24 protein-coding genes are annotated in these 22,073 nt (G+C 72.3%); 11 read left to right on the top strand and 13 right to left on the bottom strand.

The window, feature by feature from the left end; genetic code table 11:
• Positions 1–59 precede the first annotated feature (59 nt).
• From ACFSBI_RS02045 to ACFSBI_RS02085, 9 genes are all read left to right on the top strand, one after another.
• Positions 60–437, top strand: coding sequence for a hypothetical protein (locus tag ACFSBI_RS02045; RefSeq protein WP_465252511.1), 378 nt, complete (start codon positions 60–62; stop codon positions 435–437).
• Positions 434–1,105, top strand: coding sequence for an ABC transporter ATP-binding protein (locus ACFSBI_RS02050; RefSeq protein ID WP_377931520.1), 672 nt, complete (start codon positions 434–436; stop codon positions 1,103–1,105). The genes ACFSBI_RS02045 and ACFSBI_RS02050 overlap by 4 nt, the downstream gene beginning before the upstream one ends.
• A gap of 121 nt (positions 1,106–1,226) precedes the next feature.
• Positions 1,227–2,156 (top strand): methyltransferase family protein, encoded by a 930-nt coding sequence (locus ACFSBI_RS02055; protein ID WP_377931521.1) that lies wholly within the window; start codon positions 1,227–1,229, stop codon positions 2,154–2,156.
• Between the two features lie 82 nt (positions 2,157–2,238).
• Positions 2,239–3,846 carry a phospholipase D family protein gene (locus ACFSBI_RS02060; RefSeq protein WP_377931522.1) on the top strand — a complete coding sequence of 536 codons (1,608 nt, stop codon included), beginning with the start codon at positions 2,239–2,241 and terminating at the stop codon, positions 3,844–3,846.
• A gap of 54 nt (positions 3,847–3,900) precedes the next feature.
• Positions 3,901–4,650 (top strand): DUF4129 domain-containing protein, encoded by a 750-nt coding sequence (locus ACFSBI_RS02065; protein ID WP_377931524.1) that lies wholly within the window; start codon positions 3,901–3,903, stop codon positions 4,648–4,650.
• Positions 4,647–5,180, top strand: coding sequence for a hypothetical protein (locus ACFSBI_RS02070; protein ID WP_377931525.1), 534 nt, complete (start codon positions 4,647–4,649; stop codon positions 5,178–5,180). The genes ACFSBI_RS02065 and ACFSBI_RS02070 overlap by 4 nt, the downstream gene beginning before the upstream one ends.
• Positions 5,170–6,156 (top strand): AAA family ATPase, encoded by a 987-nt coding sequence (locus ACFSBI_RS02075; RefSeq protein ID WP_377931527.1) that lies wholly within the window; start codon positions 5,170–5,172, stop codon positions 6,154–6,156. Before ACFSBI_RS02070 ends, ACFSBI_RS02075 begins: the two co-directional genes overlap by 11 nt.
• Positions 6,153–7,415 carry a DUF58 domain-containing protein gene (locus ACFSBI_RS02080; RefSeq protein ID WP_377931528.1) on the top strand — a complete coding sequence of 421 codons (1,263 nt, stop codon included), beginning with the start codon at positions 6,153–6,155 and terminating at the stop codon, positions 7,413–7,415. Before ACFSBI_RS02075 ends, ACFSBI_RS02080 begins: the two co-directional genes overlap by 4 nt.
• Entirely contained in the window at positions 7,412–7,945 is a 534-nt protein-coding gene (locus tag ACFSBI_RS02085) for a hypothetical protein (protein ID WP_377931530.1), read from the top strand. The genes ACFSBI_RS02080 and ACFSBI_RS02085 overlap by 4 nt, the downstream gene beginning before the upstream one ends.
• A gap of 59 nt (positions 7,946–8,004) precedes the next feature.
• Here the strand turns inward: ACFSBI_RS02085 and ACFSBI_RS02090 are convergent, their stop codons facing one another.
• A complete protein-coding gene (locus ACFSBI_RS02090; protein WP_377931532.1) occupies positions 8,005–8,733 on the bottom strand; it encodes a hypothetical protein in 729 nt (242 codons plus the stop codon).
• Positions 8,734–8,916: 183 nt separating this feature from the next.
• On the opposite strand from ACFSBI_RS02090, the gene ACFSBI_RS02095 reads away from it, so the two are divergent.
• A complete protein-coding gene (locus ACFSBI_RS02095) occupies positions 8,917–9,582 on the top strand; it encodes an aldo/keto reductase (RefSeq protein WP_377931534.1) in 666 nt (221 codons plus the stop codon).
• Positions 9,583–9,659: 77 nt separating this feature from the next.
• Here the strand turns inward: ACFSBI_RS02095 and ACFSBI_RS02100 are convergent, their stop codons facing one another.
• Positions 9,660–10,298: a DUF7255 family protein gene (locus ACFSBI_RS02100; protein WP_377931536.1), complete on the bottom strand. Its 639-nt coding sequence runs from the start codon at positions 10,296–10,298 to the stop codon at positions 9,660–9,662.
• 379 nt (positions 10,299–10,677) lie between these two features.
• Here ACFSBI_RS02100 and ACFSBI_RS02105 point away from each other — a divergent pair, with 379 nt between their 5' ends.
• Positions 10,678–11,214: a hypothetical protein gene (locus tag ACFSBI_RS02105; RefSeq protein ID WP_377931538.1), complete on the top strand. Its 537-nt coding sequence runs from the start codon at positions 10,678–10,680 to the stop codon at positions 11,212–11,214.
• Between the two features lie 58 nt (positions 11,215–11,272).
• Here ACFSBI_RS02105 and ACFSBI_RS02110 read toward each other — a convergent pair whose 3' ends face one another.
• From ACFSBI_RS02110 to ACFSBI_RS02160, 11 genes are all read right to left on the bottom strand, one after another.
• On the bottom strand, positions 11,273–12,115 hold the full coding sequence (locus ACFSBI_RS02110) for an alpha/beta fold hydrolase (RefSeq protein WP_377931540.1): 843 nt from the start codon (positions 12,113–12,115) through the stop codon (positions 11,273–11,275).
• Between the two features lie 47 nt (positions 12,116–12,162).
• Positions 12,163–12,555 carry a nuclear transport factor 2 family protein gene (locus tag ACFSBI_RS02115; protein WP_377931542.1) on the bottom strand — a complete coding sequence of 131 codons (393 nt, stop codon included), beginning with the start codon at positions 12,553–12,555 and terminating at the stop codon, positions 12,163–12,165.
• 94 nt (positions 12,556–12,649) lie between these two features.
• Positions 12,650–13,489 carry an aldo/keto reductase gene (locus ACFSBI_RS02120; RefSeq protein WP_377931544.1) on the bottom strand — a complete coding sequence of 280 codons (840 nt, stop codon included), beginning with the start codon at positions 13,487–13,489 and terminating at the stop codon, positions 12,650–12,652.
• 61 nt (positions 13,490–13,550) lie between these two features.
• Positions 13,551–13,886: a YidH family protein gene (locus ACFSBI_RS02125; protein ID WP_377931546.1), complete on the bottom strand. Its 336-nt coding sequence runs from the start codon at positions 13,884–13,886 to the stop codon at positions 13,551–13,553.
• 32 nt (positions 13,887–13,918) lie between these two features.
• Positions 13,919–14,869, bottom strand: a complete 951-nt coding sequence (locus ACFSBI_RS02130; protein WP_465252512.1) for a formylglycine-generating enzyme family protein — start codon at positions 14,867–14,869, stop codon at positions 13,919–13,921.
• Positions 14,870–15,113: 244 nt separating this feature from the next.
• Complete coding sequence (locus tag ACFSBI_RS02135; RefSeq protein WP_377931548.1) at positions 15,114–16,550, bottom strand: sulfatase family protein; 1,437 nt, start codon at positions 16,548–16,550, stop codon at positions 15,114–15,116.
• Positions 16,547–18,043: a sulfatase-like hydrolase/transferase gene (locus ACFSBI_RS02140; protein ID WP_377931550.1), complete on the bottom strand. Its 1,497-nt coding sequence runs from the start codon at positions 18,041–18,043 to the stop codon at positions 16,547–16,549. Before ACFSBI_RS02140 ends, ACFSBI_RS02135 begins: the two co-directional genes overlap by 4 nt.
• The gene (locus tag ACFSBI_RS02145; RefSeq protein ID WP_377931552.1) at positions 18,040–19,071 is read right to left on the bottom strand and encodes an aliphatic sulfonate ABC transporter substrate-binding protein; all 1,032 of its coding nucleotides are present in this window, start codon (positions 19,069–19,071) and stop codon (positions 18,040–18,042) included. Before ACFSBI_RS02145 ends, ACFSBI_RS02140 begins: the two co-directional genes overlap by 4 nt.
• Positions 19,072–19,087: 16 nt before the next feature.
• Positions 19,088–19,846 carry an ABC transporter ATP-binding protein gene (locus ACFSBI_RS02150; RefSeq protein ID WP_377931554.1) on the bottom strand — a complete coding sequence of 253 codons (759 nt, stop codon included), beginning with the start codon at positions 19,844–19,846 and terminating at the stop codon, positions 19,088–19,090.
• 41 nt (positions 19,847–19,887) lie between these two features.
• On the bottom strand, positions 19,888–20,589 hold the full coding sequence (locus ACFSBI_RS02155) for an ABC transporter permease (protein WP_377931556.1): 702 nt from the start codon (positions 20,587–20,589) through the stop codon (positions 19,888–19,890).
• A 147-nt stretch (positions 20,590–20,736) separates the two neighbouring features.
• Positions 20,737–21,918 (bottom strand): ROK family transcriptional regulator, encoded by a 1,182-nt coding sequence (locus tag ACFSBI_RS02160; RefSeq protein ID WP_377931558.1) that lies wholly within the window; start codon positions 21,916–21,918, stop codon positions 20,737–20,739.
• Positions 21,919–22,073 lie beyond the last annotated feature (155 nt).

Genomic DNA, 22,073 nt, shown 5'->3' on the forward strand with positions numbered 1-22,073 from the left:
ATCAGCAGGGTCTCGGCGTCCGCGACGTAGCCGCCCTCGCCGTTCTTCAGCGGGCCGAGCTGGCCGCGGCGCTCGTCGCCTCGCCCCGGCTGCTGATCGCCGACGAGCCCACCAGCCAGCTCGACCACGCGAACGCGCAGCGGGTCGTGGAGCTGCTGCGCGACGCGCGGGACCGCTGGGGCACGACCGTCGTCGTCGTCACCCATGACGCGGAGGTCGGCGACGGGATGGACCGCCGGCTCACGATGCGTGACGGGCGGATCGGCGCGGAGGCGCGGCGGGGCGAGCAGGTCGCGGTGATCGGGCGGGACGGCACGATCCAGCTGCCGCAGGAGCTCGCCGAGACCTTCCCGCCCGGCGGCCGCGCCCGCGTCGTGCGCCGCGGCGACCACATCGAGCTGCACCCGATCGCGCCGGGGCAGGAGGGGCCGGCGTGACCGGGCCGATCGCGCTGCGCGCGGAGGGCGTCGGCCTGCGCCGGAGCGGCCGGACGATCCTCGACGGCATCGACCTCGTCGTCCCCGCGGGGCGCGCCGCGGCGCTGGTCGGGCCGTCGGGCTCCGGGAAGACGACGCTGCTGACGGCGCTCGCGGCCTTCCAGCCCATCGACCGCGGCACCGTCACCTACGACGGCCGCTCCGTCACCCCGGCGGGCCGCGACCCGTGGACGGGCCGGGTCCAGCTGGTGCACCAGGCGTTCGGCCTGCTGTCGCTGCTCACCGCCGCGGAGAACGTGGAGCTCGCCCTGCAGGGGCTGCCGGGCGAGCGCCGACCGCGTCGTCGGGCGGTCCGCGCCGCCGCGCTCGAGGCGCTGGGCTCGGTGGGGCTGACCGCCCGCGCCGACAACCTGGTCGAGGAGCTCTCCGGCGGGGAGCAGCAGCGCGTCGCCCTCGCCCGCGCCCTCGTCACCGGGCCCGACCTGCTGCTCGCGGACGAGCCGACGGCGCAGCTCGACCCCGCGAACCGCGAGCGGGTCACCGACCTGCTGCTCGGCCTCACCGCCCGCGGCGTCACGGTCGTGCTCGCGACGCACGACCAGGAGCTGAGCGCGCGGTGCGACCCCGTCCTCGCGCTCCGCGACGGCGTGCTCGACCGGGCGCGCTGACCCGGTGCCGCGCAGCGCGGTCGACCGGCTGCGGGCCGGGGCCCTCGACCTTCCTGACCGATCGGGCGCGCCGACCGCCCGCGCAGCCCGATCGCGCGCGGCACGGCGCTACGGTCGGGCCGTGCCGCGCACGCCGACGCTCGGACGGGCGTACTTCGCGCTTCAGGCGGCGATGGGCGCCGCCTGGTGGATCGCGGTCGCCGTGCTGCCACCGGTCCGGCTCGCGACCCTCGGCGACCTCGCCCCGCTCCCCGTGGCACTGCTCGACGTGCCGCTGTTCGTCGTCGGCTCGCTGCTCGCCGCGTCCGGGCTGCTCGTGGCAGCCCGGGTCGCGACGGGCTGGACCTGCCTCGTCGCGCTGCTGCTCGTCGGCTACAGCACGGTGACCGGACAGGCCGGCGCGGGCGCGGTGCTCATGGTCGCCGCCGCCGGCGGCTCGGTCACCGCCCTGCTCGCGCTGCTGGACCGCGGCGTCCCCGTCTCGCTCCTCCTGCGTGGACCGTTCCGCTTCCGCCCCGCCCGCGCCGGGCGTCGCCGCTCGGCGTACCTCGCGGCGACGCTCGCGCAGGCCGCGCTGTTCTGGGGCGTCCTGCTGATCGGGGTCCCCACGCTGCTGCTGCTCCTCGAGCAGCGCTGGGCCCTGCACGCGAGCTGGGGTGGCGGGATCCCGGTCGGCGCCGCCCTGCTCGTCGCTGCGACCGCGCTCGGCGTCGCTGCTGCGGCGGCGATGTCGCTGCGGGGCGAGGGGACCCCGCTGCCCGCAGCGACCGCGAACCGCCTGGTCGTCGCGGGGCCCTACCGCGTCGTCCGGAACCCGATGGCGGTCGCGGGCGTGCTGCAGGGCCTGGCGGTCGGCGCGATGCTCTCGTCCTGGTTCGTCGTGCTGTACGCGCTCGCCGGGGCCGTGCTGTGGCACGTCCTCATCCGGCCGCCGGAGGAGGCGGACCTGCAGCGCCGCTTCGGCACCGCCTACCTGCGGTACCGGGCGCATGTCCGCTGCTGGGTCCCTGCAATCCGTCCAGATGGGGGCGCGCGGAGGACGGCGCCCTGACGCGACCTCGGCAGAGGGCACGGTCGATGCGGTCCGCTCGCGGCCGAGGATTCACCCCGCCGCGGTGCGGGAGAGTGCGCGGGTGGGTCTTGCTGCGGACGACTGGCTGCTCTCCGGCGACGAGCGGGGGAACCGTGCCACCGGCGTCCACGCCGGGACCGGGTCGGGCTCCGGCTGGTCGGAGGGCAACCTCGTGCGCCCGCTGGTCCACGGCGCGACGTACTTCAGGGCGCTGCACGACGAGCTGTCGGCGCTGCAGGCCGGTGACCGGGTGTGGTTCACCGACTGGCGCGGCGACGCGGACGAGCGACTGCTGCCCGACGGCCCGACGATCGGCGACCTGCTCGTCGCGCTCGCGAAGCGGGGCGTGGAGGTGCGCGGGCTCGTCTGGCGCTCGCACGGCGAGCGCATCACGTCGCCGATGAGCGGGCGCTCGAACGCGATGCTCGGGCGGGAGATCAACGAGGCGGGCGGGGAGGTGCTGCTCGACCAGCGGGTGAAGGTGTTCGGGTCGCACCACCAGAAGCTGTTCGTGCTGCGCCGCCGCGACGACCCGAGCAAGGACGTCGCCTTCGTCGGCGGCCTCGACCTCTGCCACAGCCGGCGCGACGACGCGGACCACCACGGTGACCCGCAGGCGCTCTCGATGGACCCCCGCTACGGCAGCACCCCGCCGTGGCACGACGCCTCGCTGGAGCTGCGCGGCCCGGTGGTCGCGGACGTGCTCGCGATCTTCGCGGAGCGGTGGGACGACCCGACGCCGCTCGACCACCGCGACCCGTACCGGATGCTGCAGCAGCGGCTCGCCCGCATGCCGCGGCACCCGCAGCCGCTGCCGGAGGCCGCGCCGCCCCCGCCTCCCGCCGGCCCGCACGCCGTGCAGCTGCTGCGCACCTACGCCCCGAAGCGGCCGTCGTTCCCGTTCGCGCCGAACGGCGAGCGCAGCGTCGCCCGCGCGTACAGCAAGGCGTTCTCGCGGGCGCGGTCCCTGATCTACATCGAGGACCAGTACCTGTGGTCCGCCGAGATCGCGGCCGGCATCGCGCAGGCGCTGCGGCGGAACCGCGACCTCCACGTCATCGCGCTCGTGCCCCGCTACCCCGACTCCGACGGCGCGTTCTCGGGGCCGCCGAGCCGGCTCGGGCAGCTGCGGGCGATCGGGATGCTGCGGCGGGCTGCGCCCGACCGCGTCGGCGTCTTCGACCCGGAGAACGAGGCCGGCACGCCCATCTACGTGCACGCGAAGATCTGCACCGTCGACGACGTGTGGTCCACCTGCGGGTCGGACAACGTGAACCGCCGCTCGTGGACGACCGACAGCGAGCTGACGTGCGCGGTCGTCGACACGGAGGCGGACCCGCGCGAGCCGCAGCGCGTCGGCGGCTCGGTGCCGGGCCGCTTCGCGCGGGACCTGCGCCTCGAGCTGTGGAGCGAGCACCTCGGCCTCGACCGGGACGACCCGGCCTTGCTCGACCCGGCGGCGGGGCTGGCGCTCTGGAACGCCTCCGCCGACCGGCTCGACGCGTGGCACCGCGGCGGCCGCGTCGGGCCGCGCCCCGCGGGTCGGATCCGCCGCCACACCGTGGAGCCGGTCGGCCCGCGGCAGCGGCTCTGGGCGGAGCCCGCGAACCGGCTCGCCGTCGACCCCGACTCGCGGCCCCCGCGGCTGCGCGGCACGACGCACTTCTGAGGCGACGCGGAGGCGCGTGCGGACCATTTCCCGCGCGGTGACTAGCCTCGACAGGTGCAGCCGGACGACGGGGGGACGGAGCAGCAGCCCGTCCCGGCTCGCCCTCGCGGCCGCCTGCTCCTGCCGCTCGTCGTCGCCGGCGCGGCGCTCATCGTCGTCGCCACGGCCTTCGAGGGGCGCCCGACGTTCACGCCGCCGCAGCTGGGCGGCACGGGCGGGATCATGCAGGCGCCCGGCGCGCCGCCCACCGAGCCGCCGTCACCGCGGCCCCCGGCGGTGCCGACGCCGCCGCCGACCAGCGGCATCGCCCAGACCGTGCTGCTGGTGCTCGCCGCGCTGGTCGCGGTCGTCGTGCTCGTCGTGCTGATCCGCCTCCTCGTCCGCGCGCTGCGCAAGCGGAAGCGCCGCAGCGGCCTCCGCGGGCTCGCCGGCCTCGACGCGATCGACGACCAGCGGGTCGCCGACGCCCCGACCGTGCTGCGCGGCATCGCCGCCGCGCTCGTCGCCCTCGAGACCGACCGGGAGCCCGGCGACGCGGTCGTGCGCGCCTGGCTCGGGCTGCAGCAGGCGGCGGAGGACGCGGGCCTCCCCCGCGCGGCCGCGGAGACCCCGACCGAGTTCACCGGCCGGGTGCTGAGCCGCACCGGCGCGGACCGCAGCGCGCTCGACGCCCTGCTGCGCCTCTACCTGCGCGCCCGCTTCGGCGACGGCGCGATCTCCCCCGCCGACGCCGCGAGTGCCCGGGACGCGCTGCGCGCGCTCGAGACGTCGTGGGAGCGCGTCGCCGCGGCGGACCGCGCATGAACGTCGGTCACCTGGTCCGCAGCGCGGTGATCGGCCTGCCCGCCGCGGTGCTGATCGGGCTCGCGGCCTGGATCATCGGCCTCGACGGCCCGCACGCGATCGCGCTCGGCGCGGGCGTGCTCGCCGTCGTGCTCGTGCTGCTCGCGCAGCGCAGCGTCGTCTCGACCGAGGACCTCGCCCCCGACGGGCCCGAGCCGCGCACCGGCGGCCGCTCCGACCTGCAGCAGCTCGCCTGGTCGATCGTCGAGCACCGCAGCCACATCCGCGGCACGGTCGTCGCCCGCCTCCGCCGGGTCGCCGCGCACCGGCTCGCGCCGCACGGCCTCGTCGAGCACCGCTCCGAGGACGCCGACGCGATCGCCGCCCTGCTCGGCGCCGACGCCTGGGCCGTGCTCCGCCCGGGTCGCGAGAAGGCGGTGCCGCCGCGCGCCTTCGCCGCCGCGCTGACCGCGGTCGAACGCCTCCCCCCGCCCGCCCCGGGCCGCCTCGCCCGCCCGCTCCCCGACGACAGGACGTCCCGTGCCGACTGACCCGCAGCTCTCCATCGCCGACGTCGCCGCGATCGGCCGGGAGGTGCTCGACCGCGTCGGCACCGTCGTCGTCGGGATGCGCGACGGCCTCGAGCTCGCTCTCGGCACCGTGCTCGCGGGCGGCCACGTGCTGTTCGAGGACGCCCCGGGCCTCGGCAAGACGCTCGCGGCGCGCAGCCTCGCGACCGCGCTCGGCCTCGACTTCCGGCGCCTGCAGTGCACGCCGGACCTGCTGCCGTCCGACATCACCGGCTCGTTCGTCTACGCGCCGGCGACCCGCGAGTTCGAGTTCCGCCCCGGCCCCGTCTTCACCGGCCTGTTCCTCGCCGACGAGATCAACCGCACGTCGCCGAAGACGCAGTCGGCGCTGCTCGAGGCGATGGCGGAGGGGCAGGTGACGATCGAGGGCCGCAGCATGCCGCTGCCGCGCCCCTTCCACGTCGTCGCGACCTCGAACCCGATCGAGTACGAGGGGACGTACGCGCTGCCGGAGGCGCAGCTGGACCGCTTCCTCGTCCGGCTGTCCGTCGGCTACCCGGACCGCGGCGGGGAGGCGCAGGTGCTGCGTAACCGCGTCGCGCGGCGGCACGAGGCGGCCCCGATCGCGCCGGTGATCGACGCCCGCACGCTGCTCGCGATGCAGGCCGCGGTCGAGGCGGTGTTCGTCGACGACGACGTGATCACCTACTGCGTCGACCTCGCCGCGGCGACGCGGAACGTGGCGCAGGTGCAGGTCGGCGCCTCCCCGCGCGGGTCGCAGGGGCTGCTGCTGCTGGGGCGGGCCCTCGCGGTGCTCGACGGCCGCGACTTCGTGACCCCGGAGGACGTGAAGCGCTGCGCCGTCCCCGTGCTCGCGCACCGGCTGACGCTCACCGCGCAGGCCTGGGCCTCCGGCGTCGACCCGGCCGCGGTCGTGCAGCACGCGGTCGCGGAGGTGCCGGGTCCCCCGGTCGTCGGCCGCGCCGGCGTCCGGTGAGCGCGCCGACGCAGCAGCGCTGGCACCGCCGCGGCGGCGGGGCCGCGCTCGGGATGCTCGCGATCGTGATCCTCGGGGTCGGGCTCGGCTTCGGCCGCGCGGACGTCGCCCTGCTCGGGCTGCCGCTCGCCGCTACCGCCGCGATCGCGCTCCGCCGCCCCGTCGGCACCGCCTCGCTCGCCGTCGGCACGCGCGTCGGGGACGACGCGGTCGTCGCGGAGGTGCGGGTCGCCGCGCCCGCCGGCGTCGACCTCGTCGTGCTGTCGAGCGGCGCCTACGAGGAGCCGTCGACCACGGTCGTGGTCGGCGCGCGGCAGGCCCGGTCGATGGAGGCGCGCCTCCCCGTCCTGCACAGCGGCCCGCAGGAGGTGCTCCGCGTGCACGGCCGGGTGGTCGCGGCGGGCGGCGACCTGGTGCAGCACCTCGAGCCGGCCGTCGCCCGCGCCGTGGTCGCCCCGGCGCGGGAGCGGGTGACCTCCCTGGTGCTGCCCCACCGGCTGACGAACCGGCCCGGCGGGCACGCCGCGCGGCGGCTCGGCGACGGCCTCGACTTCCGCGACCTCGCCCCGTTCGCGCCGGGCGACCGGCTGCGCCGCATCGACTGGCGCGCGACCGCCCGCTCGCCGCGCTCCGACTCGGACCTGATCGTGCGGCGGATGGACGCGACCGCGGAGGCCGCGGCGGTGATCGTGCTCGACAGCCGCGACGACGTCGGCGCGGCGATCGCGGAGTGGGCGAGCGACCGGCCGGCGCGCAAGGGCACGTCGTCGCTCGACCTCGCCCGCCCCGCGGCGGCGGCGATCGCGGCGAGCTACCTGGAGGCGGGCGACCGCGTCGCCTTCCACGACCTGACCCGCACCGGGGCGAGCGCCCGCAGCGGCGGCGGCCGGCGCAAGCTGGAGCAGATCCGCGCGGTCGTGACGCGGACCACCGCCCGCCCGGGCGCCTCGATCACGGCGCCGGTGCTGCCGGCGGCCGCGGTCGTGCACCTGGTGTCGACGTTCCTCGACGAGGACGTGGCGGACCTCGCGGTGCTGTGGCGCAGCGCCGGCCACCGCGTCGTGGCGGTCGACGTGCTGCCGGCACCGAGCCTCGAGGGCGCCGACGACGCCCACCGCCTCGCCCACCGCGTCCTGCTGCTGGAGCGCGCCGACCGCCTCGACCGCCTGCGCCGCGTCGGCGTCACGGTCGTGCCGTGGCAGGACGCGGACCGCGACGTGCTCCTCCGCCAGGCCGAGCGCGCACGGGGGCCGCGATGAGCGCGGCGACCCGCCCGAAGGTGAGAGCACGCTTCGAGATCGGCCCGTGGGTCCCAGGGGTCGTCCTGCCGATCGCGGTCGGCGTCATCGGGATCCTCGCCTCGCTGCTCGTGCTGCAGGATCTCCTGCTCCTGGTCGGCGTCGCCCTCTCGGTCGTCGCCGCGCTCCGCGTGCGGACGTTCGTGCCGTGGCTGCTCGTCGCGCTCGTCGTGCTCGGCCAGCTGCTGCGGAGCCCGAACGACCTCGACGCGTCGCTGTCCGCACTCGTCCTCGCGCTGCACGTGCTCGTGGTCCTCGTGCTGCTGGCACGCGCGGTGCCGGTGCGATCGCGACTCCAGCTCGCCGCGTTTGGACCCGCCGCGCTGACGACCGGGCTGATCCAGGGGGTGGCCCAGGTCCTCGTCGCGCTACTCCTCGCGGGACAAGGCCAACTTCAGGTGCTGCCCACTGCCTCGGCCATCGGCGGGGCTCTGCTCGTCCTCCTTTCCGGTGTCCTCGTGCTCACGCGTCGCGCAGACAGCGACGCGTAACCGGCTGCGCTATTCGGTTGGCGACGCTCCCCCGACGCTTTCGGCGGGCACGGGCCGTGCTAAGTCAGAAGTGATTTGAGATTCGCTGCGGCGTCGAGTGCTCCGATCCCGAACACCGTGACCTGCAGAGCCCACGGGCTGATCCGTCGTGCGACCGCACGGAGGCGTCGTCCCGTCTCGCGCGTTTCCCGGTCCACCTCCAGCCGATCGGCCATGTCCGAGAGCACGCCGAAGAGTTCGTATATCCGGTGAAGTAGATCGATGGACGCTCCGTCGGGATCGTTGAGCAGGTCCTGCACCTGTGCAATGAGCTCTGTGACGTACCGGCTTTCGGCTGCGCCAAGCTGCACTCCCCCCGCGGTGAGCAGGTCCAGCGCCTCCTTCAGCGCGTCCTGCGCCGTGAGAATCCTGGTCTCGTCGGAAACCAGCGGCATCGACGTCGCGTCGAGGTAGTCGCCGAGCGCATCAAGTAGGTCGATCGAGGACTCCTCGATCAGTACAACATCGTTCGACTGGCCCGCCCCAAAGGGGAGCTGAGGCGCCCAAACCACCCGGCTCCACGGGTCCAACCCGCGCTCGTAGTGCTCCACCCGAACTCCGCTGGCCTTCATCGCTCGGAGGACGCGTTCCACATCAAGGAGCAAACCGGCAGCTCGGCGATGGTGCGCCCACATGCCGCGCCCGCCGTCCCCCGGCCTCGTTGTCCGATGTGTCGAGACACTCTGGTTCTTCGGCACGACGCGCCAGGCCCGGAGGATCACAGCAAGTTCCGACGCCGGGTTGCTCACGGTGAACAACCCTAGGGAAGCCGAGCGACGACGTTCCGCTCTCCTCACCGCGACACTCGCTTAACCAGTCAGGCGAGTGTCGCGGAGGCCCCCCGCTCGGCCTCCGACAACCCCGCCCCTACCGCGGTAAGCGGAACGAGCGGCGCTGGTCTCAGCACTTCTGTCCTCGACCGCTACGAGATCGTGCTCGGAACGAAGATCTGGAATTCCGACTACAGGTACGACCAGACGCTGCACGCGTTCGAGAAGGCGACCGGCAAGCTCGGCTCGGACCGGATCGCCGTGCTGATCCTGCACCACCCGGCGCCGGACCGGTTCGTGACGACGCTCGACGCCTACCGCGCGCTCGAACGCCTGCTCGCGGAGGGTCGTGTGCGGGCGATCGGCGTCAGCAACCTCATGCTGCACCACCTCGAACGCCTGCTCGCCGAGACCGACTTCGTGCCGGCGTTGCACCAGATCGAGCTGCACCCGTACTTCCAGCAGCGGGACGCGCAGCAGGCGGACGCCGCCGCCGGAATCCTTGCCCAGGCGTGGTCGCCGATCGGCGCGGCGACGTTCTACCCCGGCTTCCGCGAGGGGCGCCGCAACGTGATGAAGGACCTGGCCCTAAGCGCGATCGCCGAGGCACACGGGAGGACGCCGGCCCAGGTGATGCTCCACTGGCACGTGCAGCAGGGGCGCAACGCGATCCCGAAGTCGACGAACCCCGGTCGGATCCGCGCAAACTTCGCCGTGTTCGACTTCGCGTTGACCGACGAGCAGATGGCGGCGCTCGACGCGCTCGATACCGGCTTCCGCAACGGCCCGACCCGGACGGCGCGGACACGAGCCGCTTCGAGCGGGTGATCCCGGAGGGATAGACAGGCGCATCCTGGGTTCAGGGCGGTCTCGAGCCGGGACTGCAGTCCCGCTGAAGCTAGTGCTCAGGCGCCGGCGGCCCGGCGCCCCACGAGGTCTTCAAGCGCAGCCAGCGGGAATGTGCCGCCGCCCCTGAGCACGGTATCGAGCGCCGTGCCCTCGAGTTCGTCGTAGATGGACAGACGAATGAGTCGTACGACGCCGGCTGCGGCATGCGCATCCTTGATCGCGTCGTAAAGGGCGCGTTGCTTCCAACGTGGAGAACCGGCTGGACCTAGATCTCCAGGCGGGTCTCCCCCGCCAAACATCCGAACGCTTCCGGCCGTGGTCCATCGCGCACCCCACTGCCCCGCACGCAGACACTCGTGCTCTCTGTGTGAGGCGTATCGGCCGTAGTCGGCTGCCCACGGCAGCCGCTCGAATCCCCGCTCACCCAATGTCGTGGCGCGGAATCGGTTGAAGTGCAACTCCTCGTCCAGCTCTAGAACTGCCCCGTCCTCAAGAACGATGTCCCATACGCCCGGTCGGAAGGCTGGCGACTCATCAACGCCACCAAGCTTCCGGTAGAGGTTGCGAAGGTCGTCGACCGCTCGCGGAGGAAGGTTTTCGAGTCGGGGTGGAGCTTGCTTCGCGGCACTCGGCTGCCGTCCCAGTTGCACGAGGAGACGGCCGAGTGAACGCACTCGAGCACCGGTCGACACCATGGCGGCAGTGTCGCATCGACCCAAGGTGCGAACGGAAGCGCACTGCCGGGACCCCGCTGCTGTTCTGGCCTCAAGGGGCTTGTGAGCGTCACCACCGAGCGCAGACAACTTTCGCGTAGGACGAGGAGCCGGACTCCCCGATCGATCTCGGTAGCCGCGGGCAAAGGCTTTCGTGCGCTGTGATCAGTAACGCCACGGCTGTCGACCTCAAGCCAATCCGGTCAAGGATCTGCTGCGTTTGGCCTTCGAGCACGGATGAGCGGATCGTCATGCGGCCCCCGTTCGCCGATTTGGTCCTGCCATGCACCATCCGGCTGTTGCCCGCGGCCTCGTGGCGGGCTACCGTCCGCGCATGCGCTCCGGGCAGAAGGCTGCGCGGGTGAGCTCGTCCCGCGTGTACCGGGTCGCCACCGCCCTGGTGACGACCTGGCTTCGGCTCTGCGTGCGCGGGGTCGACTCGAGGCATGCGGCGGAGCGGACGACCGCGGTGCAGTTCGAGCTGTGGGAGCGCGCCTTCGTCGCGGACCAGCGGTGGAGGCCGACGGGCGCCGCGGTCGGCCTGGTCCTGCGTGCCGCCGCGGGCGTCTCGCGCGACCTGTCCTGGCGGAAGGCGGTGCGGTCCGGCTTCTCCCCCGCGCTCTTCCCGCCCGTGCCGCTGCTGGGACCCGGCAGCCGGCAGCGCTTCTGGGTGCCGATGCTCGGCGGGCACGTCTTCGACCAGACGAACGGCATGGCCGAGGCGGAGGAGGGCGCGCCGCTGCTGCGCCGGCAGCGGGTTTCCGTGCCGATGCGGACCCGGTACGTCTTCGATCAGACCAACGGCGTGCTCGCCTCGGAGGAGGCCGTGTCGCACCAACGGCCGGGCGATGCGGCCCGCTCCGCGCGCACCGTGCTTCGACTCCGCACCTGGTTCTGACGCTCCGACGACCCGAGCGTCGCTCGGCGTCGCGCAGGTGGTCGGCCGGTCGGCCGCGTCAGATCGGGTGCGCGGCCAGGTGCTCCAGGACCAGCGCGGCCAGCTGCTGCGGCCGCTCCTCCGGGATCCAGTGCGACGTACCGCGGAACACCTCGAAGCGGTACGGCGCGCTCACGAAGTCGCCGGCGCCCTCCGCTGCGCGACGGCCGATCGCGCTGTCGCCGTCGCTCCACACGAAGAGCGTCGGCACCCGGATCCGGCCCGCGCCGAGCTGACCGCGCAGCCGGATCGCGCGGTACCAGTTCAGCAGCGCGGTCGCTGCGCGGGGGTCGGTGAGGAGGCGAAGTGCTTCGCCTGTGTCGCGCATCCCCGTCGAGGCCAGGAGGCGCCGGGCGAGCACGCCGCCGCGGACTCGGAGCAGCGCCTCCGGGATCACGGGCGGCTGGAACGCGCCGATGTACCAGGACTTCAGCGCCTGCCGCCCCGCTAGCGCCCGTTGCATCGCCGCGGGGTGCGGCACGGAGACCGCGGCGAGCGAGGCGACCCGGGCTGCGTGGCGCCCGGCGACGCTCCACGCGACCGCGGCGCCCCAGTCGTGCCCGAGCAGGTGGAACCGCTCCACGCCCGCGGCGTCGGCCAGCGCGAGCACGTCGCCGGCGAGCGCGCGCATCGCGTAGGCGCGGACCTCCTGCGGCCGGGCGCCGGGCGAGTACCCGCGCTGGTCCGGGGCAAGCACGCGGTACCCGGCGGCGGTCAGCAGCGGGGTCACCGCGGCCCAGGAGGCGGAGGTCTGCGGGAAGCCGTGCAGCGCGACCACGACCGGCCCGTCGAGGGGGCCGTCGTCGCGGACGGTGAAGTGCAGCCCGTCGGACTCGAACCCGGTCAGCCGCGCACCCGTCATGCCCGGACCCTAGGCCCGCTCGCCTCGACGGCGGGAGCCGGTGGTCCTCACTCCTCGTCGGCGTCCGCCGCGACCCACCAGTCGGTGAAAGACCGGGCACGGCCGTCGGCGTCCAGCCGGACGACCATGAGGTTGTCGTAGCGGCGGCGCTTCGCGGTGCCCTCCGGGTAGTGCGTCCACCCCCGCACCACCACCACGTCGCCGTCGACCGCGGTCAGCTCGTGCTCGAAGGACCAGGCGCCCGGCTCGTCCTGCTGCCCGAGCCAGCCCTGCACGATCGCGTCGTGCCCGACCCACGGCGGCGTCGACGGGCCGTCGCGGTACTCCGCGTCCTCGGTGAAGAGGCGGCGGACGTCGTCCGGGGCGTTCGTCTCCCAGGCGCGGACGTACCGCCTGATCCACTCGTTCGCGGCCTCGGCCGCGGCGACGCGATCCCACATGGGCTCCAGCGTCCTCGCGGTCGGAGCGGTCCGCAACGCGGCATCAGCAGGTGGTCCCGAGGGCGCGGACGCACCCCCGGGACCGGAGCCCGCCTCAGTCGACGTTCATGTCGTCCGGGTCGGCGGCGAGCCGGACGTTCTGGTCGAGGTCGTCGATCGCGGCCATCTGGTCCGCGGTCAGCTCGAAGCCAGCGGACTCGAGGTTCTCACGCATCCGGTCCTTCGAGCTCGACTTCGGCAGCGCGATCAGCCCCGTCTGCACGTGCCAGCGGAGCACCACCTGCGCCGACGTCACCCCGTGCGCCTCCGCCGCCGCCACGATCGGCGGCAGGCTGAACACGTCGTAGCGGCCCTGGCCGAGCGGCGCCCACGCCTCGGTCTCGATGCCGTGCTGCTCGTGGAACGCCCGCAGCTCCCGCTGCTGGAACGTCGGGTGCAGCTCCACCTGGTTGACCGCCGGCGTCACGCCGGTCTCGTCGATGATCCGCTGCAGGTGCGGGATTTTGAAGTTGCTCACCCCGATGCTCTTCGCCCGGCCGTCGCTCGTGAAGCCGGTGAAGGTGCGCCAGGTCTCGACGTAGACGTCGTTCTTCGGCATCGGCCAGTGGATCAGGTACAGGTCGATGTAACCGAGGTCGAGCGCGTCGAGGCTGCGCTGGAACGCGCCCTCGATGTCGCCCGCGGCGTGGTGGTCGTTCTTCAGCTTGGTGGTGACGAAGACCTCCTCGCGCGGGATGCCGGAGGCGCGCACGGCGGCACCGACCTCGGCCTCGTTGCCGTAGCCGGTGGCGGTGTCGATGTGGCGGTAGCCGACCTCGAGCGCCTCCTCGACGGCCTGCTGCGTCACCTCCGGCTTGATGAGGAAGACCCCGAAGCCGAGCTGCGGGATGCGGTTGCCGGCGTTGAGGGCGAGGGACGGGACGGAGGTGGCCATCGCTCCAGGGTAGGGAGGCGCCGGTGAGCGACTCCTCCGCGGCGGTGGGGGCAGAGCTCGTTCACCCGACCAGGACACCGACAGCGATGAGCACGCCGACGATCAGCACGCCGACAGCGAGCGGCAGAGTGATGGCCGAGCCCGGCAGTGGTCTGCCGAGCCGCAGCGCACGTTCCGTCGCCGCCCAGCTGAGCCAAGCGAGCAGGGGTATGAGCAGTCCGAACAGCAGGAGCACGAGCGCCACGGCGACCCGGATCGCCGGCGCGATCGGCAGCCGCACCGCGTCCACTGCGACGCCACCGGCGATCAGCGCGAGACCGGTTCTGATCCATGCGAGGAATGTCCGCTCGTTCGCGAGCGTGAACCGAGGGTCCGGTTCCTCCCCCAGCTCGAACACTCGAGCAGGGAACCTGCGCCCGTCCGATGCGCTCACCTGGATGCCACGGTTCGGAAGCCGACGTTACCCATGGACGAGTCCGGGGTGTTCGAGGAACGCGCGGCGTTGCGGTAGCGGTTGCAGTAGGAGTCGTGGCACAAGTAGCTGCCACCGCGCATCACTCGCACAGCGTCCTCGGAACGGGCCGTAGGGCCGGCCGGCTCGTGCACCGTTCCCCGCTGCTGGTCGATCGCATACGTGTCCTCGGCCCACACGTCGGCGCACCACTCCCACACGTTGCCCACCGTCTGCCACAGGCCATAGGAGTTCGGCTCGAAGGTCCGCACGGGCGCAGAGGTCAGGAAGCCGTCCTCGACGGTGTTCTCGGTGGGGAAGACGCCCTGCCAGATGTTCACCCGCCACCCGGGCTCTCCATCCCGACCTCCGAGTTCGTCTCCCCACGGGTAGCGGGCGCCGTCGAGCCCGCCACGAGACGCGGCCTCCCACTGCGCCTCGGTGGGGAGGAGCCGTCGTGCCCAGCGGCAGTACGCCGCGGCATCGTTCCAGGAGACGTGCACCACCGGGTGGTCGCCCAGCCTCGTGACATCCGATCCGGGGCCGCCAGGGTGACGCCAGTCGGCTCCGCGAACGCCGAGCCACCACGGGGTCTGCGGCGGCCGGCCGAGCACGTCCTCCCGCGTTCCCGTGAACGCGAGGTGGAACACCGCGGAGTAGCCGAAGACCTCCGCTTCGGTGCGGTACCCGGTCGCGGCGACGAAGCGGGCGAAGTCGTCGTTGGTCACACTGGTCGCGTCGATGTCGAACGCCTCGAGCGAGACGGGGTGGACGGGCAGCTCGCCGTCCGACCAGCGGCCGTCGCCGCGACCGTCGCCCATCGCGAACACCTGCGCGGGAACGTGCGCCTGCTCGATCGCGTGATGCTGCGCTCCTGCGGAGACGACGGGAAGTACCGGCACGATGCCGGGAGCGGCAGCCTCGAGCAGACCGTCGCGACCCGCCGGAGCGCAGCACTCGTGCCCGGCTGCCCGATGCTCGACAGCGTCGCGCCCGCCTGTCCGCCGTTCGTTCACGGGGCCCCCGTTCCTAGAACCCCGAGCCTGACGCAGCCCATCCACGCGGCGCCGTGCAGGGTCATGCCGTCCTCCGCATCAGTGCGCGTCGGGCTTGCCGCACCGAGTTCCTCCCGGGACGGGTCGAGAAGCGGTCGCGAGGCCCGTGACGCGCGGATCATCGCGTCGAGGCCGACCAGGCGGCGGAGTCGAGCGCGCTCGCCGCTCGCCACCGGGCGATCACGCGCAGCAGCCGGTACTTGTCCTCGGAGTACTCCGCGTCGTCCCAACGATTCCGGACCTCGTCCGGATCGGATCGGAGGTCGAACAGCTGTCCCTCCTCCGAGTCCACGAACTCCACCAGCTTGAGGTGCTCGTCGCGCACCATCGTCATCAGCGCTGTGCCGGTCAGGATCACGTCCCGCGCGTGCTCGGAGAAGGCGTGGGACCGCCCCGCCCACTGCTCGCCGCGCAGCGCGGACGCGAGCGAGCGGGCCTCCATCCAGGCCGGCGGCTTCACCCCCGCGAGCTCCAGCACCGTCGGGCCGAGGTCCATGTGCTCGACGAGTCCGTCGAGTCGCTGCCCGGCCTCGACCCCGGGCCCCCTGACTATGACGGGCACGTGCACGCTCGGCTCGTACATGTTCCACTTCTGCACCAGGCCGTGATCACCGAGGCAGTCCCCGTGGTCAGAGGTGACGATGACGACGGTGTCGTCGAGCACCCCGCGCCTGTCGAGCGCCTCGAGGAGCTCGCCGATCTGCTCGTCGATCATCGCCACGTTCGCGAGGTAGTAGAGCCGTTGCCTGCGCTGCTGCTCAGGCGTCGGATCCTCGAGGAACACGATGCCGTCGTGGTCGACGGTCAGATGGTCGCGCCGCAGCTCCTGCAGCGGCGTCGGCAATGCGGCGACGTCGTCGGGATCATCGTGGGGCATCGGCACGTCCCGGTCCGCAAATCGCTCGATGAAGCGCGGTGTCGGGTCGTACGGCGGGTGCGGACCGGGGAATCCGACCTGGAGGAAGAACGGCTCGCCGGTGCGCGGATAGGTGTCGAGCCACAGCTTCGCGAGCCCGGCGACGAAGTTGTCGGCGTGCATCTCCTCCGGCAGCTCCCACTCGAACGCGCCGAGCCGGTCGCGGTAGTCGGGCCGCTGGCGGTGCACCCGCCGGTCCGGCTTGGCCATGTGCTGCACGGCGAGCGCCTTGTCCCACTGGTCGAGCAGGAACGGCAGCTTCGGATTGCTGCGGTCCTTGTTCTCGACGACGTGCCGCTCGTGGAACCCGGCGGCGACCTCGTAGGGGAATGTGTGCATCTTCCCGACGCTCACGCAGCGATACCCCGCCGCTGCGAGCTGTTCGACCCAGGAGTGCTGCCACGGGTCGTCGTTGCGGAGCACGCCGAGGCTGTGCGGGTAGAGCCCCGTGAACAGGCTCGCGCGCGACGGGGCGCAGGACGGGGCAGTCACATAGGCACGGGTGAACGCGGTGCCCTCCTGCACGAGGCGGTCCAGGACGGGGGTCTCGGCGTGCGGGAAGCCGAGCGCGTGGATCGTGTCGTACCGCTGCTGGTCGGTGATGACGAACAGGAAGTTCGGCCTGCGCGAGCCGCTCAACGGCCCACGTACGTCGGCTCGTCGAGACCGCTCATGCTCGGGTCGTAGCCGACGCCGCCCACGTCGTACATCGATGTCATCCAGTGGTAGAAGTTGTCCCCCCGTTCGACGAGCGCGGTGTAGAGCCGGTGCAGCATCCGCTCGCGGACCTCCGCCAGCTCCGGGTGCTCGTACCGGTTGTGCAGCTCGTCCGGGTCCTCCTCCAGGTCGTACAGCTCGTTGACGGACTCGGGGTTCACGACCAGCTTGTAGCGCCGGTCGCGCAGCATCCGCTGCGGGTAGGGGAAGTGGTGGCCGTGGAACTCGCAGAGCACGTCCTGCTGCCACTCGACGGGCTCGCCTCCCACCAGCGGCAGCAGGCTGCGCGAATCGACCGCGGGCGACGGGTCCACCTCGGCCAGCGCCAGGATCGTCGCGGTCACGTCCGTCAGCGTGACGAACTCGTCGCTCACCTGCCCGGCGGGCATGCCGGGCACACGGACGATGCCGGCCGTTCGGTAGATGTCCTCGTACATCGCCGGCCCCTTGTCGTGAAGGCGGTGCGAGCCGGTGAACTCGCCGTGGTCGCTCGAGAAGAACACGGCGGTCTCCTCCGTCAGCCCGAGCTCGTCCAGCGCGTCGAGGACCCGCCCCAGCTGCCGGTCGATCATCGTGACGTAGCCCCAGTACACCGCAATCAACTTCCGGCTCGTCTCGATCGGGATCGTGTCGAACGTCCAGTGCTTGCTGTAGTTGGCTTGCACCGGCGGCTTGCCGAGGAATCGCTCCTGGATCGAGGCGGGCAGCTCGATCGCCGCGGGGTCGTACATGTCGAAGTACTCGTCCGGGAGCAGGTACGGGAGGTGCGGACCGAAGTAGTGCAGCCCGAGGAAGAACGGTCGCCCGTCCTCCCGACGCCCTGCCGCGTAGTCCCGCAGCTGCTCGATGGCGCGGTCCGCGAGGTAGTGCTCGAACGTCGCCTCCTCGGGCTGGTGCAGCCGCGCGGCGAGCAGGTTGCCCGGCCCTCCGTTCGGCAGCGTGCCTCTGATGTGATCGCTGATGGCATAGGGCGGCAGCCCGCGTTCCTCGAGGTAGGCGAGGTAGTCCGGAGCGTCGACGGGGTTGTGCCACCCGGGCAGGGTCGGGCCGTCGAAGCCGTAGTCGGCCGCGGTCCGGTGGGTCCCGACGTGCCACTTGCCGACGAGTCCCGTGCGGTAGCCGGCCTCCTGCAGGGCTCGGGCGAACGTGAACTGCCCCTCGTCGAGGTCCTCGCGGTAGGCGACGTTGCGCTCGTAGTTTGCGAGCAGCCGGTGCCGGAAGGGTGAGTACCCGGTCAGCAGGCTGGCACGCGCGGGGGTGCAGATGGCGCTCGGCGTGTACCAGCGATCGAAGCGGGTGCCGCTGGCCGCGAGCCCGTCGAGGGCCGGGGTGCTGACGGCCGTGTTGCCGTAGCACCCCAGCGTGTCGACGCGGTGCTGGTCCGTCAGCAGGAAGAGGACGTTCCGGCGCGTCATTCGCCGGCCTTCTCGTAGAGGTCCCCGGTGTAGTAGTCCGACGCGTTCCCGGGCTCGGTGAGCGTGCCGACGGAGACGAAGTACTTCCCGAAGTTGTTCAGCCAGGTGTCGACGTCACCGGCCTTCGTCGACTGCTCGAGCGAGGCCGTGGAGACGAGCTGGTCGAAGCTCGCGTCGGTCTTGACCTGGTCCTCGGGGACGTTGGTCATCGCGGCGACCAGCGAGATCGCCTCGGACGTGTGCTGCAGCCGGTAGTCGTTCGCCTCCTTGAGCGTGGCGAGCACCGCGGACACCATCTTCGGATCCTTCGTCGGCAGGTCCTCACGTGCCACGAACGCCGTCACGAACCGCTGGTCGGTGAAGTCGGAGTCCTTCGCCAGCTCGATGATGCCCTTCTGCTGCTGCTTCACGGTGGTGAGCTGCGGATAGCCGAAGCCGGCCGCATCGAACTGGCCGGCGGCGAGGGCGGAGGTGAGGGGCGCGTAGTCGAGCGGTGTCGCGTTGATGTCGTCCATCGTCATGCCGGCCTTCGCGAGCGCGAGGCGCAGGATCATCTCCCCCGATGTGCCCTTCGGGTACGCGACCTTCTTGCCCTTCAGGTCGGCGATCGTCTTGATGCCCCTGCCCGGGAGCGCGACCACGCGGTCCGCGTTGGTGAAGGTGTTGACCATCACGATCTTCGCCTTACCGGACGCCGGCAGCCACAGCGCACCGGGGCCGATGTAGCCGAAGTCGAGGCTTCCCGAGCCCATGGCAGTGATCTGCAGGGGCCCGTTGGTGAACACCTGCGGGTTGACGGTCAGACAGTGCTCGGCCCACATGTTCTTGGCCTTCGCGATCGCGAGCAGGCTGGTGCCGTTGAAGTCGCCGATGTACCCGAAGTTCACGTTCGTGTTCCCGGAGCACTGCTTGCCGTCCCCGCCGGCTGCAGCACCGGTCTGGCCACCGGTGCTGCAGCCCGTCAGTGCGACGGCGATCGCGACGGATGCCGCGGCGACGATGCCGAGACGCTTCCTGGTGATGTGCATTGCTGTTTCCTCTTCCTCAGTGGTCGGCGCCGACGATGCTGTCGGCGCCGGGGAGCCCGGACGGCTGGTGGTAGACCGCGCGCCAGACGCGGTTCTTGATCTCGGCGAACTCCGGCGACAGCCGGGTCTCCTCGCTCCGCGGGAACGGGAGATCGACGTCGATGACCTCCTGGATGCGGCCGGGCCGCGCGGCCATCACGACGACGCGGGTGGCGAGGTAGACCGCCTCCTCGACGTCGTGGGTGACGAACAGCACGGTCCGCCTCGCCTCCTGCCAGGTGCGCTGCAGCTGGTCCTGCAGGTTGACCCTGGTGAGCGCGTCGAGCGCCCCGAACGGCTCGTCCATCAGCAGCAGCTGCGGATCGACCGCGTACGCCCGAGCGATCGCCGTGCGCTGCTTCATGCCGCCGGACAGCGACTTCGGGAGCTGGTCCGCATAGGTCGTGAGCCCGACGAGGTCGATGTAGTGCTGTGCACGCGACCGGCGCTCCGCGACCGGCACACCGGCGACCCGGAGCCCGAACTCGACGTTGGCCCGCACCGTCAGCCACGGGAACAGCGCGTACTGCTGGAAGATCACTCCGCGCTCCGGGCTCGGCCCGTCGACCGGTCGCCCGTCGACCAGGACGTCGCCCGACGTCGGCGTGTCGAGGCCGGCGACGATGTTCATCAGCGTCGACTTCCCGCAGCCGGAAGGACCGACGAGCGTCACGAACTCGCCGTCCTGCACCGCGAGGTCGACACCGCCCAGTGCGGTGAAGTCCCCTGTGCTCAAGGGAAACGTCCGGCGCAGACCGGTGACCGAGATCTTGGGGTTCATCGACGCTCCTGCCATGAGGTGACACGCCGCTCCGCGAGCAGCAGCAGCCGGTCCATCACCAGACCGAGCACGCCGATGGCGATGATCGAGACGAAGATCGTCGGCAAATCGAAGTAGAGCTGCGCCTGCTGCATCCGGAAGCCCAGACCCTGCTGCGCGGCGATCAGCTCGGATGCCACGAGGGTGGCCCAGGAGGAGCCGAGCCCCACCCGCATCCCGACGAAGAGGAACGGACTGGAGGCCGGGACGACGACGCGCAGGAAGATGGTGCCGTCTTTGGCGCCGAGCACCCGTGCAGCGTTGATCAGGGTGCGGTCGACGCTCACCACTCCCTGGAACGTGGCGACGACGCACGCGAGGAACGAGGCGAGGAAGATCACGAACACCCGGGCGACCTCACCCGTGCCGAGCACGACGATCGACAGCGGCAGGATCGCGAGCGGCGGGATCATCCGCACGAACTGCACCCACGGGTCCAGCAGACCTCGTGCGACGCCGTACCAGCCCATGAGGAAGCCGACCGGGACGGCCAGGATCGTACCGAGCGCGAACCCGACCAGCACCCGACCGAGGCTGGCTCCGACGTCCCCGAACAACGTCCCGTTCGACGCCAGCTGCACCGCCCTGATCACGACCTGCGGAGGGCTCGGCAGGATCGTCACCAGCGAGAGGATCCAGAACAGACCGATCCCGGCCACGATCGCGATGACAGAGAGCGTCCAGAGCGGAACGCGTCTGCGGGCCACCGGTCGTGCGGCACCGCCGGCGGCGTCTCTCGGGACGGTTTCTGTGGAGAGGGTCGTCATCGGTCCTCCGGTTCGGCGTGGACAGGCAGGTGGCGTGGATCAGGCAGGTAGGCGATCGGCCACTCGAACCGGGCTCGTCGCCCAGCTCGCGTAGCCGACGAGCAGCGGGGAACGATGGAAGGCGGCGGCGATCGCGCCCAGCGCGCCCGCCTGCTCGCTGAGCGTGGAGGCTCGCAGCCGCGTCCGGACGCCGGTGGGCAGCACCTCGTGCTCGAAAGCCGTCCGGACCGCATCGAGGAAGCCCCGGTACCGCAGCACCTCCCCTGCGACCACGACCTCGGTCGGGTCCATGACCGTGCTCGCCGCCGCGAGCACGCGGCCGGTGGCAGCGCCCGCCTCCCGCACCACCATCTTCTCGGCCGCGCCCTCCGCGACCCTCGCACGAATGGCGGGTGCGGATGCGACTGTCTCCAGGCACCCCTGCTTGCCGCACCAGCAGCGCGCACCACGCGGATCGACGGTGATGTGACCGAGCTCCCCGGCGGTGCCGAGCGAGCCGACCACCAGCCGGCTGCCCGCGACGACCCCGCCGCCGACACCGTCCGACAAGCGGATGTAGAGCAGACTGTCGGTATCGAGGGACGGACCCCAGACCGCTTCTCCGAGGGCCGCGAACCGTGTGTTGTTGTCGAGGACGAGCGGAGCCTCGAACCGCTCGGCCACCCGCTCGCGGATGAGCGCGACGACCTTGTCGCGCCGGGTGCCCTGCCATCGCGGCGGGACGCGCGACTCGTCGCCGAAGGCGGAGCCGAGCGGGCCCGGCACGCCGAATCCGATCCCTTCGAGGGCGCCGAGACGAACACCGGTCGCCGCGGTCGCGTCGTCGATGAGGCCGAAGACGACCTCCAGCCGCTCGCTCCAGGACATCTCGGGGATGTAGGCGCGCTCGCCCGACGCGATCACCTCGTTGGCCGCGTTGACGACGGCGACCTGGACGCGGCGGTGCCCGAGGTCGACGCCGAGGAACTGACCGGAAGCGGGGTCCAGCGCGAGGCGGACCGCCGGTCGCCCACGGCCGCGGGGGCCCTCCTCCGGTCGGCGCTCGACGATCGCTCCGCGGCGGAGCAGCACGGACGTGATGTCGGAGAGCGTGGTGCGCGAGAGCCCGATGCGGCGCTCGAGCTCCGCTCTCGTGAGCGGCCCGGACTCACGGAGGGTCGCGAGAATGCGCTCCTCATGGGTGCGCCTGATCAGGATCGGCACGTCGTCGGGCTTGGCCACGGGGAGACGCTATGAACAGGCATTTTTTCCGTCAACCCGTCGGCAGAATTGAGCATCGCCGTGCGAATGGACCTCGCCTCGGTTCGTCATCGACGCGATCAAGGTGCTGATCGTGCATCTGCCGTGCAGCGAACGGTCTCTCGAGGACCTCTGAT

It is taken from the genome of Amnibacterium endophyticum (genome assembly GCF_042680685.1).
Classification (GTDB): Bacteria; Actinomycetota; Actinomycetes; order Actinomycetales; family Microbacteriaceae; genus Amnibacterium; species Amnibacterium endophyticum.